Origin of the sequence: Halorubrum aidingense JCM 13560, from assembly GCF_000336995.1 — an archaeon.
GTDB lineage: Archaea > Halobacteriota > Halobacteria > Halobacteriales > Haloferacaceae > Halorubrum > Halorubrum aidingense.
Genome location: NZ_AOJI01000003.1, coordinates 1 through 15796, shown reverse-complemented (window position 1 = coordinate 15796; position 15796 = coordinate 1). Strand labels below are relative to the sequence as shown.

Below are 15796 nucleotides of genomic sequence, written 5' to 3'. Positions count from 1 at the left end.
ACTGACGCCGCCGCCGACGGGCTCAGCGGCTGACGATCCCGACCCCGTCTTCGACCGAGACCTCCGTTCCGAACGGCTCCGAGAGGGCGGCGAACCGGGCGAGTATCTCCTCGGCGCGATCGCCGCTCGCGAGCGCCGGCGTTCCGCGCCGCGGAAGCGCGCGCTCTTGGCCGAGCGAACACGGGTACAGCCGCAGCGACGCCAACTCGCCGTCCTCGAACTCACAGACCGGAACGATCGTCTCCCAGTACCCGTCTCGGGCGAGACTCCCTTTTGGGTCCCCGTTCGCGTCGCGGTAGCGCGAGCGGAACAGCGCCGCCGGGTCGGTCGCATCGTCGACGCCGTAGTAGTCGTAGCTCTCCGCGGGCAGCCGCTCGATGGTCTCGGTCTGGTACGCGAAGTTGCCGAGCGAGTAGAACACCGGCCGCCCGCGGTACAGTTCCATCCCGCGCAGGACGTGCGGACCGGTCCCGACGAAGAGGTCCGCTCCGGCGTCGATGCAGTCGCGCGCGAACGACCGGACGTAGTCGGGGGTCTCGTCGGTGTTCCGCACGCCACCGGGCGCCTGATGCCCGTGCAGGCTCGCGATCGCGTAGTCCGCTCGCTCCGCCGCGACCGCGACCGAATCGAGGTACGCCTGTCGCTCGTCCGCGAGGGGCTCGAACCGGACGCTCGGCAGCGCTTCGTCGTCGACCTCCTCGAAGAACGCGTGGAGGAACCGCTCGTAGGGGCGGTCCTTCCAGTCGGGGTCCTCGCGGACCAGCCACGTCTCGTGGAGGTCGTCGAGGCCGAGGTCCGTGCGCAACTCCCGGAGACGAGCGAGCCCGTCGGCGGACGCCCCGTGTATCCAGCGGAGGTGGAGGGGGTTGATCCCCGTTCGTCCGGGGTGGTCGGCCGAGGCGGGGCCGGCCTCGCTCCCCGGCGCGATGCTGGCGTTCGCGGCGACCAACCCGACTCGGCCGCCGTGGGTGTCGACGTACGCGGGACGCCGGGCGTCCGCGAGCGACTCGCCCATCCCGGCGAACGGCAGTTCGCGCTCCCGGAGGGCGTCCATCGTCGACCGCATTCCGTGCCGGCCGTAGTCGAAGGAGTGGTTCGACGCGGTCGCGAACAGGTCGAACCCGAACGCGTCGAGCTCGTCGAGCACGAACGGCTCGGCCCGCATCAGGATGCCGGCCAGCGGGCTGAGGTACTGGTACTGCGACGGAACGGGCGGCAGCGGCGTCGCGGCGGCGTCCCGCTCTGGCAGGACGACTTCGAGGTTCGCCACCGCGGCGTCGGCGTCGTCGATGACGCCGCGGAGGTCGCCGATCTGTCGGTCAGCGTCCGCGGCGGGAGTGAGTCGTCGCGTGACGATCGCGTCGCCGGCGGCCGCGATCGTGCACGATGACCTCGATTCGCTCGTGCTGCCTGGGTCGCTCGTACTGCGTGGTCCGCTCATACCGTCCGCTCGACGCCGCCCACTAAGACGTTTTCGCGGCCGATCGCGTAGGCTTATTTCCCGTGGGCGTCATCTGTGCGCATGGTTCACCACCGCTCACGACACCAACGCGGAGTCGACGGTCACCTCATCCGCGGCGGCACGAGCAAGGGTTTCTTCGCGTCGAGCGCGATCCTGCCCGAGGACCCGACGGCGCGTGACGAGTTCGTCCTCGAACTGTTCGGCTCGCCGGACCCCCTTCAGGTCGACGGGCTGGGCGGGTCACACACGCACACGAGCAAGCTCATGCTCGTGGACGCGGCCGACCGCGACGACGCCGATCTGCGGTACCGATACGCGCAGGTCGGCATCGAGAACGCGGTCGTCGACTGGGACGGTAACTGCGGGAACCTCGCGAGCGCCGTCGGCGTCTACGGCGTCCTCGAGGGGCTCGTCGACGCGACCGAGCCGACCACGACGGTGCGGATCTACAGCGAGAACACCGACTCGCTGCTCGAACAGGACGTGCCCGTCGTCGACGGGGAGCCGACGCCGTACGGGTCCTGTCAGATCGACGGCGTCCCCGGGTCCGGCGCGCGGATTCCCACGCGGTACCTCGATCCCGGTGGCGGGATGCTCGGCGCCACGCTCCCGACCGGAAACCCGACCGACGAACTCGCCGTCGACGGGGAGACGTACACGGTCTCCATCGTCGACGCGACGAACGTGACGGTGTTCCTGCGGGCCGCGGACCTCGGGCTCGACGGGACCGAATCGCCCGCGACCCTCGCGGAGCGGGACGGCCTCCTCGACCGACTCGAACGGATTCGCGGTGCAGCGTGCGTGAAACTCGGATTGGTCGACGACCCCGCGGACGCGGTCGACGAGCGACCGACCATGCCGTTTATCGCCGTCGTCGCCCCGCCGACGGCATATGCGACGACCGTCGGATCGACGGTCGAGGCGGCCGACGTCGACGTCGTCGCGCGAATGGTCTCGACCGGACACCCGCATCACGCCTACGCGACCACCGGGGCCATGTGTCTCGCCGCCGCGACGCGGGTACCGGGAACGGTCACCGAGGCGGTCGCCCGCGGCTCGGGTGAGGCGGTTCGGATCGGGCACCCGAAGGGGACGATTCGCATCGGCGTCGAAACCGGGGCCGCCGCCGGCGACGGAGCGCGGACGATCGACGCCGTCTCCATCGACCGGACCGCGCGGCTCCTGATGAGCGGCACGGCGTTCGCTCGGGACCTCGATCGGGTGTAACCGGGTCTAGCCGGATCTGCCGTCGTTAAAAAACGTCAGTCGTCGCGACTTCCGATCGGCTCCGTTTGCTCAGTCGAAGATCGACTCGACGAGCGCGCCGTCGTCGACGACGACCTCGCCGTCGAGCCGGACGGTCGGCGTCCGGACGACGCCGTCGAGGTGGATGTCGCTTTTGAGCGTGCCGCCGAGCGACTCGTTGTCGCCGACCGCGAAGTGGACTGTTCCGGCCTTCTTTTTGTCCTCGGCGAGGTTGCCGATGAGCTTCGCCTCGGGGTTGGTGCCGATCGCGAACTCCGCGATGTTGCCGGCGTTCTCGTCGTTCTCGTCGATGATGCGCCGGAGTTCGTCGGCGTCGTCGCCGCCGGTGACGTCGGTGACGAAGCCGTCTTCGACCTCCAGGGTGATCGGCTCGTCGACCTGTCCCAGGTTGTCCATCGAGACGTCGATAACGATCTCGCCGTTCGCGGTCCCCTCCGCCGGGTGGGTGGGTGACTCTCCCGGCGGGAGCGTCGCGAAGCCGTAGTTCTCGTGGTAGTAGCCGTCCAGCGAGAACGCCGAGCAGCCCTCCAGGCTGAAGGTGATGTCCGTGCCCTTGTCGCTCGTGACGTGGGCCTCGGTGGCCGCGTCGAGCACGTCGCGGACCGCCTCGGTCCGTCGGCGGAGCTCTTCGAAGTCGACGCTCATCGCGCCCTCGACCATCATGTCCTCGGTGACGCTCCGGAGGATCCCGAACCGAGTGCCGGCCTCCGCGGCCGCCAGTCGCGACCGCGTGTGCGTGATCGCGTGGCTCGTACAGGTGAACGCGACGTCTGCGGCGGCCATCGCCTCCGCGACCGTCGTCGGCGGCTCGTTGCCGTGACTCTCGAGAAGCGGCATCGTCATCGTGATCGCCTCGCCGCCCGCTCCCGCCGCGGCTCGGGCGATACTCCGTGCGACTCGCTCTTTTCTCGCGTCTGCGATAACGAGGACCTCCTCGCCGGGCTGAACGTCGAGACAGTCCTCGACGATACCCCGTGCTGCCGCCGCCATTTCGACGTCTAACATTATGACCAGATCGATCGATCATTGGGAAATACATAAACACGTCGGTGCGATCCGATCACATGTCTCGATCCTGTGAGTATTCGCGGCCGGCTCCCGAATTCGGCGCATCGGGTACCCGGGCGCGGCAGGGAGCTCGACCGACCGGTTCAGGAACGCGACCGACCGGTTCAGGAACGTATTAGTAGCCCGCTGTGTGTTGTCGGGACATGGATTCCATCCAAGAGATGAAAGGAGCGAGTATCGTCGTCGACACCTGCGCCGCGATCGAAGCCGGCGAGGACGTGCTGGTCGTGACCGACTGGCAGGTCGCGGACGTCGCCGAGCGCGTCGCCGCGGCGGCCAACGAACGCGACGCCAACGTGACGATGACGATGATGGACCCCCGCGAGTACGACGGCAACGAGCCCGAAGACACCGTCGCGGCCGCGATGATGGAGGCCGACGTGATCATCACGCCGGTCCACCGGTCGATCACTCACTCCAGCGCGACCGCCGAGGCGAAGGAGAACGGCGCGCGCGTCATCAGCATGGTGAAGTTCACCGACGAACAGCTCATCCGCGGCGGGCTGTACGCCGACTACGAGGGGATGCGCCCCCACTGCGAGGAGATGGCGCGGAAGTTCTCCGAGGCGAGCGAGGCGCGCGTCACGTCCCCGCAGGGGACGGACGTCACCGTCGACTTGGAGGGTCGGGACGGCAACTCACACCCCGGGATCGCGGACGAGGCGGGCGAGTTCACCGCGCTGGTGCACATCGAGGCGAACATCTCTCCGGTCGAGGGCGGCACCGACGGGACCGTCGTCTTCGACGGCGCGATCCCGAACCTCGACATCGGCGTCCTCGAGGAGCCGGTTCGGATGGAGATCGAAGACGGCGCGGTCACCTCGGTTGAAGGGGGCAAGGAGGCGCAGAAGATCGCGCGCGTCTGGGCCGAACACGACGACCCGGCCGTCTACAACATCGCCCAGCTCGCGGTTGGTATGAACCCCGAGTGTCCCGATTTCAACGGCTGGTTCTCGAACGACCACGGTCGCTACGGCAACGTCCACTTCGGGATTGGCACCAGCAGCAACCTCGGCGGCACCACCCGCGCACCCGTTCACTTCGACGCGATGATGGCCGAACCGACGCTCGAACTCGACGGCGAAGTCGTCGTCGAGGACGGTGACTTCACTTTCTTCTGATCCACCCGGTATCCGTTTATAATATCTATTCTCCTCATTTTCGCCGCCAACAATTGGAATACTGCACGTTCTCGGGTTCTACCGATGCGTTCGTAAATAAACTCGATTTCTTAATAGAGTCGTGTACCAAAAGATTCAAATAGGGTTCTGACTTTCGTTACGTTTGTATGGGAGACAATAACGATCGATCGTCTGCTACCCGTCGTGACTACATCAAGTACACCGGTGCCGCATCGGCGGCGGCGATGACCGGCCTCGCCGGCTGTTCGGGCGGGGGCGACGGCGAGTACCCCGACGGAGACATCACGTACATCATCCCCTTCTCGGAGGGCGGCGGAACCGACACGTACGCCCGCCAGTTCATCAGCCACATGGGAGACGAACTCGGTACGAACATCGCGATCGAGAACGTCCCCGGTGCGGCGTCGCTTCGCGGCACCGGCCAGCTGTACAACGCCGATCCCGACGGCTACACCATCGGTGGGTTCAACCCGCCGTCCACGCCCGTCTCGGCGATGGTCAACCCGCCGGAGTACGACATGACCAAGCTCGAAGGTATCGGGACGTACGCGCGGACGCCGTTCGTCGTCGTCGCGAACCCCAGCTACGAGATCGAGGGCTTCGAAGACATGATCGACCGCTACGCCGACGGCGAGCTCGAAATCTTCTCGGGGAAGGAACGCGGCGGCGTCGACCACGTGCTGGCTCTCCTGATGAAGGGGAACGACAGCTACGACCTCCAGTGGGACCGATACGTCGGCTACGACGGGACCGGCCCGGCCGTTCAGGCGACCATCTCCGACGAGGTGCCCGTCTCGATCGCCACCGACACCGGCGCCGCTGGCGCGGCCGAAGACGACCGCATCGACGTCCTTGCGTGTCTATCGAGTCAGGGCTCCGAAGTGTTCCCGGACATTCCGAGCACCACCGACCTCGGCTACGACAACATCGACTTCCTCGGGCAGCTCGTCCGCGGCGTCTTCGCCCCGGAAGGGACCTCCGAGGACCACATCGAGGTGCTGACGGAGGCACTCGAAGCGGCCCTCCAGACCGACGAGGTCCAGAGCTGGTCCGAAGAGACCGGTAACGTCGTCGAGTACGGCGGCCCCGAGAGCGCCTCCAACGCCGTCGCCGACGCGTTCGAACAGATCCCCGAACAGGTCGACCTCGAAGCGGTCCGCGACGCCGCGAGCCAGTAGGCGCACCGCTTTCCCACCGCGGGTTTGTCATCTGCCGCACCACCAGCCGAGACCATGTGTATTAATACCACTCAAACACCAGTACCACGCAAGCATGTCACGTAAATCGCTGTATCGACGGCTGTCCGAACGGTTCGATCAGGAGCGCGTCCTCCTGATCGTGCTCATCCTCGGGTCGGGCTTTGCGCTCGTCGAGACGTTCCGCTTCGACATCAGTGCGGCCGCGCGCTTCCCGCGACTGACGGGGTCGGTCGTGTTCGTCGGTGCGCTCTTGATCTTCTTCTCGAAGTACCTCCCCGAGGGGCTTCGAGCCGTCGTCGAGGAGTCGGCGGGCGTCTTCGAGGCCGACGAGGACTTCGAGAAGCGCCAGCAAAAGGCCGAAGAGCAGCAACAAGCGGGGGCCGACACGGCGCAGACCGACCGGAACGAGTTCTCCACTGTCGGGCGACCGATCCACGATTCGGTGTTTACGGCCCTCGTTATCACCGGATACGCCGCGGTCGGCTTCGCGATCGGTATCCTCTGGGCGACGCCGCTGTTCGTCGTCGCGTACGGGTACTGGTTTAAACAGCCGTGGCACCTCACCGGCGTGCTCGCCGTCATCGGCTTCGCGATCGCGTTCGGCTTCATGTCGGTGCTCGGCGTCCCGCTCGACCGCGGTGAAATCTTCCTCACCAGCGGGGTGTTCTAGATGGCTTTCGCCGCCTTCTCCGAGGCGCTTTCGCTCGTCTTCAGCTGGCCGACGCCGCTCTGGGTGGTCATCGGGCTGACGCTCGGCATGATCGCGGGCGCTCTCCCGGGGATCGGCTCCTCGCTCGGGATGGCGATCATCTTGCCCCTGACGCTCCCATTGGGCCCGATCAACGCGATCATCCTGCTCGTGAGCATGTACAGCGGCGCGATGTACGGCGGCAGTATCTCCGCCATCCTGGTGAACGTGCCGGGGACCGGCGGGGCGGCCGCGACGACGTTCGACGGCTATCCGATGGCGAAGCAGGGACGCGCCATCGACGCGCTCTCGATGTCCGCGACCGCGTCCGCGGTCGGCGGGTTCCTCTCCGTGATCACGCTGCTGCTCATCTCGCCGATCCTGATCGAGGCCGTGTTGCTGTTCGGCTCGCCCGAGTACTTCCTGATGGCGATCCTCGGACTCTCGATGATCACCATCGTCGCCGACGGCTCCATGGTCAAGGGGCTCGTCGCCGGCGCGGCCGGGCTGCTGATCACGACGATCGGCATCGCCCCGAACTCCCCGGAGCTCCGGTACACCTACGGGAGCCTCGGGCTCTACGACGGCATCGACTTCATCGCGGCGCTCATCGGGATGTTCGCGATCGCCGAGATGCTGAAGCTCGCCGGCCAAGAGGGCGGGATCGCGGACGGCGATATCGATCTGACCGGAAGCACGCTCTCCGGCGTCAAGGAGACGCTTTCGCACCCCGGGACGATCATCAAATCCGGCTACATCGGCATGTTCATCGGTGCGATTCCGGGCGCCGGCGCGACCGTCTCGAACTTCCTCGCGTACGGCGAGTCGATGCGGAGCTCCGACGACCCCGGCTCGTTCGGTAACGGCAACCCCCTCGGCGTCATCTCCAGTGAGGCGTCGAACAACGGCACCATCGGCGGGTCGCTGATCCCGACCATCTCGTTCGGGATCCCCGGCAGCGGCTCGACCGCCGTGCTGCTCGGCGGCCTGCTGATGCACGGACTGCGCCCCGGCCCGCAGCTGTTCGAGACCGACCTGCACATCACCTACGCGTTTCTGATCGCGCTCCTGATCGGCAACATCTTCATCATCCTGATCGGCGTGCTCGTCGTCACTCGCCTGGCCAAGCTCACCCTGATCGACACCCACATCATCATCCCGATGATCCTCGTGTTATCGATGGTCGGCGGCTACACGCTTCGCTCCAACTGGGTCGACGTGATCACCGTCCTCCTGCTCGGGTTCTTCGGATACATCATGGTGCGGAAAGATTACTCGATAATCGCGTTCGTGCTCGGGGTCGTCTTGGGACCGATCGCCGAGGAGAACCTCATGCGATCGCTTCAGATCTCCGGCGGCTCCTACGACATCTTCGTGACGAAGCCGCTGTCGCTGCTCATCACGGCGGCGATCATCCTGATCCTCGTCGGGCCGTACGTCAAGCCCGCGCTCGAAAAGCGGCTCGCGTAGCTCCGGGCTCGCGCAGCCCCACTCCGGACGCGTTCTGTCGATTCGTCCGAGCGCTATTTTTCACAGTCTTCACGCGAAACACCGGAGGCACTTTCAGCAACTGTGAGCGACGAGCGATCCGTCGTCGATCACGAGTTCCCCGTCGAGACGGAGGGTCGCTGACCGACAGATTCCGTCGAGATGCAGCGGCGCCGGCCGCCCCGCGTCGACCGCCGGAGTGCCGGTCAGGGTCGGCCAGGCGGTGACGTCGCCGAGGCCGACGTGGGCCGTGCCGCGGAGCTTCTTGTCGTTTGTCGCAACGCCGGTCGGTCGCGTCCGGGGATTCATTCCGAAGCCGAACTCACCGACCGACCGACACCCGTCTGCGTACTCGTCCAACGTCCTCGCGAGCCGATCGGCCTCGCTCCCGCCGTCGATCCCGACCACCCGTCCGTCCGTGACGGTCAGTTCGATCGGCGTGTCGACGCGCCCGATGCGGCTCATCGACGTGTCGACGACGATCGTTCCCGCCGCGGACCCCGGCACGGGGGTGAGGTCCGTCTCGCCGGTCGGGAAGGCGGTGTGACCGTGTTGGGCGGCCGCGTCTCCGTGGCTCTTGCGGGCCGTGATCCCGGTCACCGAGGCCGTCACGTCCGTTCCGCTCGGCGCGGTGAGACGGAGCTCGTCGGCCGCGGTCAGTCGATCGGCGACCCACTCGACGTCTCGGCGCATCCGACGGGCCGTTCGGGGGTCGAGATGCGCCGCCGCCGTCCCGCCGGTGAGCGCGTCGACCGTCGCGTAGACTTTCAGGTGCCGGCCGCCGTTACGAACGAACTCGAGTATCTCCGGCGGGAACCCGGCGTACGCCCCGCAGTTGACGACGACGTCGGCCCGCTCGATCGCCCCCGCGACGACCGGTCGAAGCGGGTGGTTCCGGACGTCGTTCGGGACCGTCGAAAGCGTCGTCACGTCGGCTCCGACGGCGGTCAACGCGGACCACAGCGCCGTCACGGCCGCCCTCTCGGTCCAAGTCGGTGCCAGCAGCGCCACACGGTCATCGGCGCGTACGTTCGTCTCTGCCAGCCGCGTCACCGCCGGGATGAGTTCGGGGACTCGTCCGTCGTTCATGTCCGAGCAGTTGACGCGCCGGAGAATAACCGTATCTACGGGGAAACGGCAGCGATCGGTCCGGAAGGGGTCACCGTCACCGCTGCATCGAGCCTGCGCCGTCACACGACGAGGGGCCAGTAGAACAGCCACGACAACACGATCACGAGTCCCCCGTGGACCATGGTCACGAGCCCGAAGGCGAACACGTCACCGAGCCCGAGCGGGCCCTTGTCGTACGAGAGCAGCACCGACGTCGTGTTGAACGGGAAGAACGTCGTCGAGCCGACGACGATGAGCACCGACAGCGCGAGGTACAGTTCGTTGAGGCCGAGGACGCTCGCGAACTCCATGATGATCGGCAGGGTGACGACGATCGCGGCCGACGCGGTCGAGAACCACAAGCGGATGAAGACGGCGAGCACGAGGAGGGTCCCGATCACCAGCCACGGCGCCATCGCGCCGAACGGGACGACCGCGATGAGCGTCTCGACGACGTAATCGAGGGTCCCCGTCGCCTCCATCGCGTCGAGGATGGAGAACATCGCCCCGATGAGAAAGAGGATCCCCCAGCTGACGTCGGCGATCAGGTCGCGGTCGACGATACCCACGCCGGGGACCGAGAGCACCGCGACGGCCGCGGCCGCCGGAACGATCGTCGGAATTCCGGCGAAGGAGCCGGCGATCCACGCCACGACCGCACCCAACATGACGAGGGTGACGATTCGCTGATCCCGCGTCAGCGCTGTCTCGCCGTCGGTCGAGTCGTCGTCTCCGTTCACGTCGAACACGTCGCCGACTCCGTCCTCGGTGTTGCCGCCGTCCGCTTCGGCCCCCGCGCTGCCGCCGTCCGGCTCGGCCTCCGTGTTATCGCCGTCCGCTCGGGTCTCTCCGTCGCCGTCCGCCGTCGTGAGCGTCAGGTCGTCATCGACGCCGTACACGATGAGGGCGCTGACCGTCGACAGCCAGAACAGCAGGGCCATCGGGGGGATCATGTACACGGCCCACTGGACCCAGGTGATCGTGCGAACGGACTCGTTGATCAGCTGTGAGGTGATGATCGCCATCCCGCCGCCGGTCATCAGCATCATCGACCCGATCGGGTTGATGTGGCCGAGCACGATGAAGGAGGCCTTGCGAAACGCGCCGTCGTCCGGGAGCCCGTACGCGTCGGTCATCTGGTTGACGACGGGAATGAACGTCACCGCCCGCGCGACCGCCGACGGCATCAAAAGCGACAGTCCGACCATGTGCGTCGACAGCGAGCGCACGGTCGTCCGCGGCGTGCTCTGCGTCGAGAGCATCCGGCTCGCGACGATCTTCCCCAGTCCGACCTTGGAGATCGCCCCCCCGAGGAGCAACAGCAGCAGCAGGAAGAAGACGAGCGTCGACGCGAACCCGCTGACCGCGTCCTCGAACGCCGGGACGAGCCCGAGGGCGAACAGCAGCACCGGAGCCAGCGTGCTCGACACGACGTACGGGACGGCCTCTGTCAGCCACAACACGAGCGCGAAGAGAAAGACGGCGAGCACGAGCTGCATCTCGCGTTCGAGTCCGCCGAGCGGCGGCGCGAGCGTGCCCCCCACGAGGACGGCGATCGAGACCCAGATCCCCGCAACGCCGAAGCTCGGGAGGGGCAAACTGCCGACGGCAGCGCGCAATCCGCCCTGAGAGGCAGGCATATTCTCTAACCAACGCAGGTGCGCCTCAAAAACACCACGGAGCAAGCAAACCAGGTACAGGTGGCGATCGGAACGACGATCGGAACGACGATCGGAACGACGATCTGAACGAGCACAACGGCCGCGACGGGCGGCCGTCCGGAATCGGCTCGCGTCGCGTCGTCCGCGGCGTCCCACTGAAAGCTATAAGAGTGCTCGTCACAGAGTCGTTGGCAACCATGACAATTGTCGCCGGGGTCGAGCGGATCGATCGAGAGAGCAACGCCGTGATCGAGGGGCGAAAGCACGCCGAAGCGTTCGGAGAGGACCTCCACGTCGTCCACGTGTTGAGCCAGTCCGCGTTTCGGGACCTCGAACAGGACAGTCTCAGCGACACGGGTAAAACCGTCCCCGTCGACGACATTCGGGCGTATGCCAAAGAAATGGCCGCCGACGTCGCGAGCCGAACGACCGACGACTACGAGGCCGTCGGCCTCGTCGGCGACGCCGGCGACGAACTCGTTCGGTACGCGGAAGAACAGGACGCGAGCTACATCTGCGTCGGCGGTCGCCGCCGCTCCGCGGTCGGCAAGGCGCTGTTCGGCAGCGTCACGCAAGACGTCTTGCTGAACGCGGACTGCCCGGTCGTCACGCACGTTCGACCGGAGAAGAAGGAATGACGAGCGGAGCGCCGCGCGCGCTCGTCGACCAGGACGTGAAGCCGCGCGACGTGCTCGAGCGCGCGGTCGGCGACGCCCTCGCGCTCGAAGTCGGCGTCGACCCGACCGAAGAGGCGCTGATCGACGCGCTCGACGGCGTCGAGGTCCTCTTTACCACGTCTCGGCTGCCGGTCACCCGACGGGTGCTCGCGAATGCCGACTCGCTGCGACTCGTGGCGAAGATCGGAACGGGGATCGACACCATCGACCTCGACGCAGCCGCCGAGCACGGCGTCGCCGTCGTGTACACCCCGGGAATGAACGCGCTCTCGGTCGCCGAACACGCGCTGACGCTGCTGTTGGCCGTCAAGCGGAACGTCCTGATAGGCCAACGCGCGCTGGAGGCGGGCAAGTGGCGTGACGAGGTGCCGAACGCGCGCCCGGTCGCGGGCACGTCCGTCGGTATCGTCGGCTTCGGGAACGTCGGATCGCGTCTGGCGGGGCTGCTCGACGGGTTCAACGTCGACGTGTACGCGCACGACCCGTACGTCCACGAGATCGACGCCCAGATCACGGGTGCGACGCTCACGGACCTCGAAACGGTCCTTTCGGAGCCCGAAGCCGTCATCGTCACCGCGGAGCATACTGCGGAGACGCGCGGGATGATCGACGCCGACGCGCTCGCGACGATGGCGGACGACGCGGTCCTCGTCAACACCGCGCGCGGTCCGATCGTCAACACCGAAGCGCTGATCGCCGCCCTCCGCGACGGAACGATCGCGGGTGCCGGACTCGACGTCTTCGAGACCGAGCCGCTCCCGGCCGACTCCCCGCTTCACGAGTTCGAGAACGTCGTCACGACGCCGCACATCGCGGCGTCGTCGGTTCGGGCCCGATCGGCAATCATCGAGACGCTCGTCGAGTGCACCTTCGAGATCATGGACGGCGGCACGCCGCCGGAGCGGTTCGTCGCGGTCCCGCCGATCGAGAACTGACGGGCGTAGCGCCGCGGTTTCACCCTACGAGTTTAAGTCCGTCTCGTCGTTCGGTAGAGTATGGTCCGCAAATACGACCCGGAGAACATTCCGTCGGTGTACAACCTCGCTGACGCGCCCGTCGCGAAGGAAGGGCCCGGATTCGAGCAGGTCGTCTTCCGAGGCGTCGACCAGATGGTCGGCATGACGACGATCGGACCGGAGAGAGAGGACAAGCCGCAGCACAGCCACCCGTGGGAGCAGACGACGATCGTCATCGAGGGCGAGGTCGACTTCCTCGTCGACGGCGAGCGCGTCTCGCTCGGCACTCACGACGCGGTGGAGATCCCACCAGACGTCCCGCACGCGTCCCGTGCCGTCACTTCGGAGCCGGCGCGCTTGCTCGCGTTCTGGCCTCTTCGGGAGGACCGACTCGACGCGACTGACTACCAGGAGGAGTTCGATGTCTAACTGCGCCGCGACGGGTCGAGCGAGGATCGAGGTGAGACACGCATGGACCTAACCGGAAAAACCGCCCTCGTCACCGGGTCGAGTCGGAACATCGGCCGATCGACGGCGGTCCGGCTCGCGGAGGCCGGGGCGGACGTGGGAGTCACGGCGCGCTCCGACGAGGAGGGCTGTGCGGAGACCGCGCGTCTCGTTCGGGACACCGGGAGCGAGGCCGCGGTCGCGCTCGCCGACATCGGCGATCCGGACGCCATCCGGTCGATGGTCGACGAGATCTGCGATCGGCTCGGCCCGATCGACGTGCTCGTGAACAACGCGACCTACCGACCGTCGAAGCCGTTTCTCGACGTGGAGACGCGGGACCTCGACCGCGTGCTCGCCGTCAACTTCAGGGGCGTGTTCCAGACGACGCAGGCGGTCGTCCCGGACATGATCGACCGCGGCGGCGGCTCGGTCGTGAGCCTGATCGGCGCGATGGTGTATCTCGGCAAGCACGGCCACGCCCACTCGTACGGCTCGAAACTGGGGATCGACGGACAGATACGACAGCTGGCGACCGAACTCGGCGCCGACGGAATTCGCGTCAACGGCGTCTCGCCCGGGCTCATCGACGTCGATCGGACGCGAACCGAGGAGTGGGACCGGATCGAGCGAGAAGTGATCCGCTCGACCCCGCTCGGACGGCTCGGTGACGTGGAGGAGGTGGCCGACGCGTGTTGTTTCCTCGCGTCGGACGCCGCGTCGTTCGTGACCGGACAAGTGCTGCACGTCAACGGCGGGACGTACCCGACGCCGACTCTGGTCCCGGAGTCGTAGCCCTCGCGAACGCTATTTGGCGTTCACAGCAGACGCGAGCTCCACCCGCCGTCGACGGGTAACACAGACCCGGTGACGTACGACGCTGCCGGAGAGGAGACGAACGCGACCGCTTTCCCGAACTCCTCGGTCGTTCCCATCTCCGGCAGCGGGAGTTCCGCGACGCGGAGTTCGCGCACTTCCGCCTCCGTCAGCCCCTCGCGTTCGGCGCGCGCGGCGATCTTCGACTCGATCCGGTCGGAGAGCACTCCCCGCGGTGCCACGCAGTTTGATCGGACCCCGTTTTTCCCCTCCTCGTTGGCGAGCGTTTTCGAGAGCCCGTAGATGCCCGGGCGAAACACGTTACCGAGCGTGCCGTGTGCGGTCGGCTCCGCCGCGGAGGCGGCGACGAGGTGCGTGACCGCGCCGCCGCCGTCGCGGAGCGCGGGCAGGGCGGCCTTACACTGCACCACCGTGCTCCGGAGCACGTCGTTGTACCCCCCGTCGAACGCTTCTAAGGGGGTGTCCTCGAAAGAGGCGTTGTTCGGACCGCCGTGGTTGGTCACCAGCACGTCCAGTCCGCCGAACGCTTCGATAGCCGCCGCGATACCCGACTCGATCGCGTCGGCGTCGGCGAGATCCATCTCGACGGTGAACACCGCGTCGTCGTCACAGCCGGTCTCTTCGAGTATCGACTCGCGGGCCGCAGCGAGGTTGTCCGCGCTCCGGGAGGCGATCGCGACGTTTGCTCCCTCCGCGGCGAACTGGGTCGCTGCACCGAGTCCGAGCCCTTTGCTTGCCGCCGCGACGAACACGGACGCTCCGCTGAGTCCTAACTCCATGCGTTGGTGTCTCTTTGGGAGGAGGTAACGTTTCCGTTCACGGTAGGGCTGGTGTCACGTGGCTCTAGGGCTGGTGTCACGTGGCTCCCGGAGCACTGTGGGCGGACTCACGCTGTCGGACGCTATCGGCGCGCCGCTTTCACCTCCTCTCGGACGTCGTCGACGAACGGCTCGAACTCGGGATTCCCGCCCTCACGGACCCACCGGTAGGTGACGACCCCGTTAGCGTCGATCACGAAGACGCTCCGCTGGGCGGACTCGATCGAACCGTACATATCCGGATAGACGACGTCGTAGGTGCGGGTGACCTCGTGGCTCCAGTCCGAGAGCATCGGCACGTCGAACCCCTCTTGTTCCATCCAGACGTTCTGCGCGAACGGGAGATCGACGCTGACGCCGTACACCGAGGCGTCGAGCGCCTCGAAGGAGCCCAGTTCGCTTCCGAACGTGCACATCTCCTCGGTACACCCACCGGTGAACGCACCCGGAACGAACGCGAGCACGATCGGACCGTCGCCTATCGCCGCCGACAGCGTGAATTCGGAGACGTCGTCGTAGCCGTCTCCGCCAGCCAACGGGACCGTGAAGTCGGGTGCGCGGTCGCCTTCAGAAACCATGCCCGATCGTCTCGCGGACAGCGACCTAATGCTAACGGGTCGTCGGCCGTCGCGATATGAGCTAATTGCTGGGCATATCCTGTAATATTCCCTTCGCTTCTCTGGATCGTGTTGGTTTAAGTATCGGTTCCAGCAGACGGCGACGTGTCCGAGACGTGATTCTGCTGCCGTCGGCTCTGCGTTCCTAGCTATCTCTGAAAGTAGAATAGTTCATCATCATCTATCTATACATATGTGTTTGATACCTTTTATTACGGTGACTCGCGATTTGAACTCGGAGCGACGTTTCTGAGAGTGGCTCTGAGCGGTGTCCGCTACCACTCACAAGAAATAGCGCGTTCTCAACGTGGCATTTTTCTCTGAAAACGCAGAGAAATTCCTGTCTCTTATACACATCTC

15 protein-coding genes are annotated in these 15796 nt (G+C 66.4%); 9 read left to right on the top strand and 6 right to left on the bottom strand.

All coding sequences use genetic code 11. The annotated features are described in order from the left end of the window. Positions 1 to 22: 22 nt before the first annotated feature. The gene (locus tag C461_RS01070) at positions 23 to 1441 is read right to left on the bottom strand and encodes a CapA family protein (RefSeq protein WP_007997852.1); all 1419 of its coding nucleotides are present in this window, start codon (positions 1439 to 1441) and stop codon (positions 23 to 25) included. Positions 1442 to 1522: 81 nt separating this feature from the next. Here C461_RS01070 and C461_RS01065 point away from each other — a divergent pair, with 81 nt between their 5' ends. Next, the gene (locus tag C461_RS01065; protein ID WP_007997850.1) at positions 1523 to 2689 is read left to right on the top strand and encodes a PrpF domain-containing protein; all 1167 of its coding nucleotides are present in this window, start codon (positions 1523 to 1525) and stop codon (positions 2687 to 2689) included. A gap of 69 nt (positions 2690 to 2758) precedes the next feature. On the opposite strand, the gene C461_RS01060 is transcribed toward C461_RS01065, so the two are convergent. Further along, positions 2759 to 3733 carry an aminopeptidase gene (locus C461_RS01060; protein ID WP_007997848.1) on the bottom strand — a complete coding sequence of 325 codons (975 nt, stop codon included), beginning with the start codon at positions 3731 to 3733 and terminating at the stop codon, positions 2759 to 2761. Positions 3734 to 3939: 206 nt separating this feature from the next. Here C461_RS01060 and C461_RS01055 point away from each other — a divergent pair, with 206 nt between their 5' ends. The 4 genes from C461_RS01055 to C461_RS01040 all read left to right on the top strand — a co-directional run bounded on the left by C461_RS01055 (position 3940) and on the right by C461_RS01040 (position 8295). After that, complete coding sequence (locus C461_RS01055; protein WP_007997845.1) at positions 3940 to 4917, top strand: aminopeptidase; 978 nt, start codon at positions 3940 to 3942, stop codon at positions 4915 to 4917. Positions 4918 to 5084: 167 nt separating this feature from the next. Next, on the top strand, positions 5085 to 6116 hold the full coding sequence (locus C461_RS01050; protein WP_193365796.1) for a Bug family tripartite tricarboxylate transporter substrate binding protein: 1032 nt from the start codon (positions 5085 to 5087) through the stop codon (positions 6114 to 6116). A 94-nt stretch (positions 6117 to 6210) separates the two neighbouring features. Continuing rightward, positions 6211 to 6807 carry a tripartite tricarboxylate transporter TctB family protein gene (locus C461_RS01045; protein ID WP_007997841.1) on the top strand — a complete coding sequence of 199 codons (597 nt, stop codon included), beginning with the start codon at positions 6211 to 6213 and terminating at the stop codon, positions 6805 to 6807. Further along, positions 6808 to 8295, top strand: a complete 1488-nt coding sequence (locus tag C461_RS01040) for a tripartite tricarboxylate transporter permease (protein ID WP_007997839.1) — start codon at positions 6808 to 6810, stop codon at positions 8293 to 8295. 93 nt (positions 8296 to 8388) lie between these two features. Here the strand turns inward: C461_RS01040 and C461_RS01035 are convergent, their stop codons facing one another. Further along, complete coding sequence (locus tag C461_RS01035) at positions 8389 to 9402, bottom strand: aminopeptidase (protein WP_007997837.1); 1014 nt, start codon at positions 9400 to 9402, stop codon at positions 8389 to 8391. Positions 9403 to 9503: 101 nt separating this feature from the next. Beyond that, complete coding sequence (locus C461_RS01030) at positions 9504 to 11063, bottom strand: SLC13 family permease (RefSeq protein ID WP_049906182.1); 1560 nt, start codon at positions 11061 to 11063, stop codon at positions 9504 to 9506. A 218-nt stretch (positions 11064 to 11281) separates the two neighbouring features. On the opposite strand from C461_RS01030, the gene C461_RS01025 reads away from it, so the two are divergent. The 4 genes from C461_RS01025 to C461_RS01010 are packed head-to-tail and all read left to right on the top strand — an operon-like array spanning position 11282 to position 13959. Beyond that, positions 11282 to 11722 carry a universal stress protein gene (locus tag C461_RS01025; RefSeq protein ID WP_007997833.1) on the top strand — a complete coding sequence of 147 codons (441 nt, stop codon included), beginning with the start codon at positions 11282 to 11284 and terminating at the stop codon, positions 11720 to 11722. Beyond that, positions 11719 to 12696 (top strand): NAD(P)-dependent oxidoreductase, encoded by a 978-nt coding sequence (locus tag C461_RS01020; protein ID WP_007997831.1) that lies wholly within the window; start codon positions 11719 to 11721, stop codon positions 12694 to 12696. Before C461_RS01025 ends, C461_RS01020 begins: the two co-directional genes overlap by 4 nt. A gap of 60 nt (positions 12697 to 12756) precedes the next feature. Continuing rightward, positions 12757 to 13146: a cupin domain-containing protein gene (locus C461_RS01015; protein ID WP_007997828.1), complete on the top strand. Its 390-nt coding sequence runs from the start codon at positions 12757 to 12759 to the stop codon at positions 13144 to 13146. Between the two features lie 42 nt (positions 13147 to 13188). Continuing rightward, positions 13189 to 13959 carry an SDR family NAD(P)-dependent oxidoreductase gene (locus C461_RS01010; protein ID WP_007997826.1) on the top strand — a complete coding sequence of 257 codons (771 nt, stop codon included), beginning with the start codon at positions 13189 to 13191 and terminating at the stop codon, positions 13957 to 13959. 23 nt (positions 13960 to 13982) lie between these two features. Here the strand turns inward: C461_RS01010 and C461_RS01005 are convergent, their stop codons facing one another. Beyond that, complete coding sequence (locus tag C461_RS01005; RefSeq protein ID WP_007997824.1) at positions 13983 to 14780, bottom strand: SDR family oxidoreductase; 798 nt, start codon at positions 14778 to 14780, stop codon at positions 13983 to 13985. A gap of 122 nt (positions 14781 to 14902) precedes the next feature. Continuing rightward, on the bottom strand, positions 14903 to 15397 hold the full coding sequence (locus tag C461_RS01000) for a redoxin domain-containing protein (RefSeq protein ID WP_007997822.1): 495 nt from the start codon (positions 15395 to 15397) through the stop codon (positions 14903 to 14905). Positions 15398 to 15796: the final 399 nt, after the last annotated feature.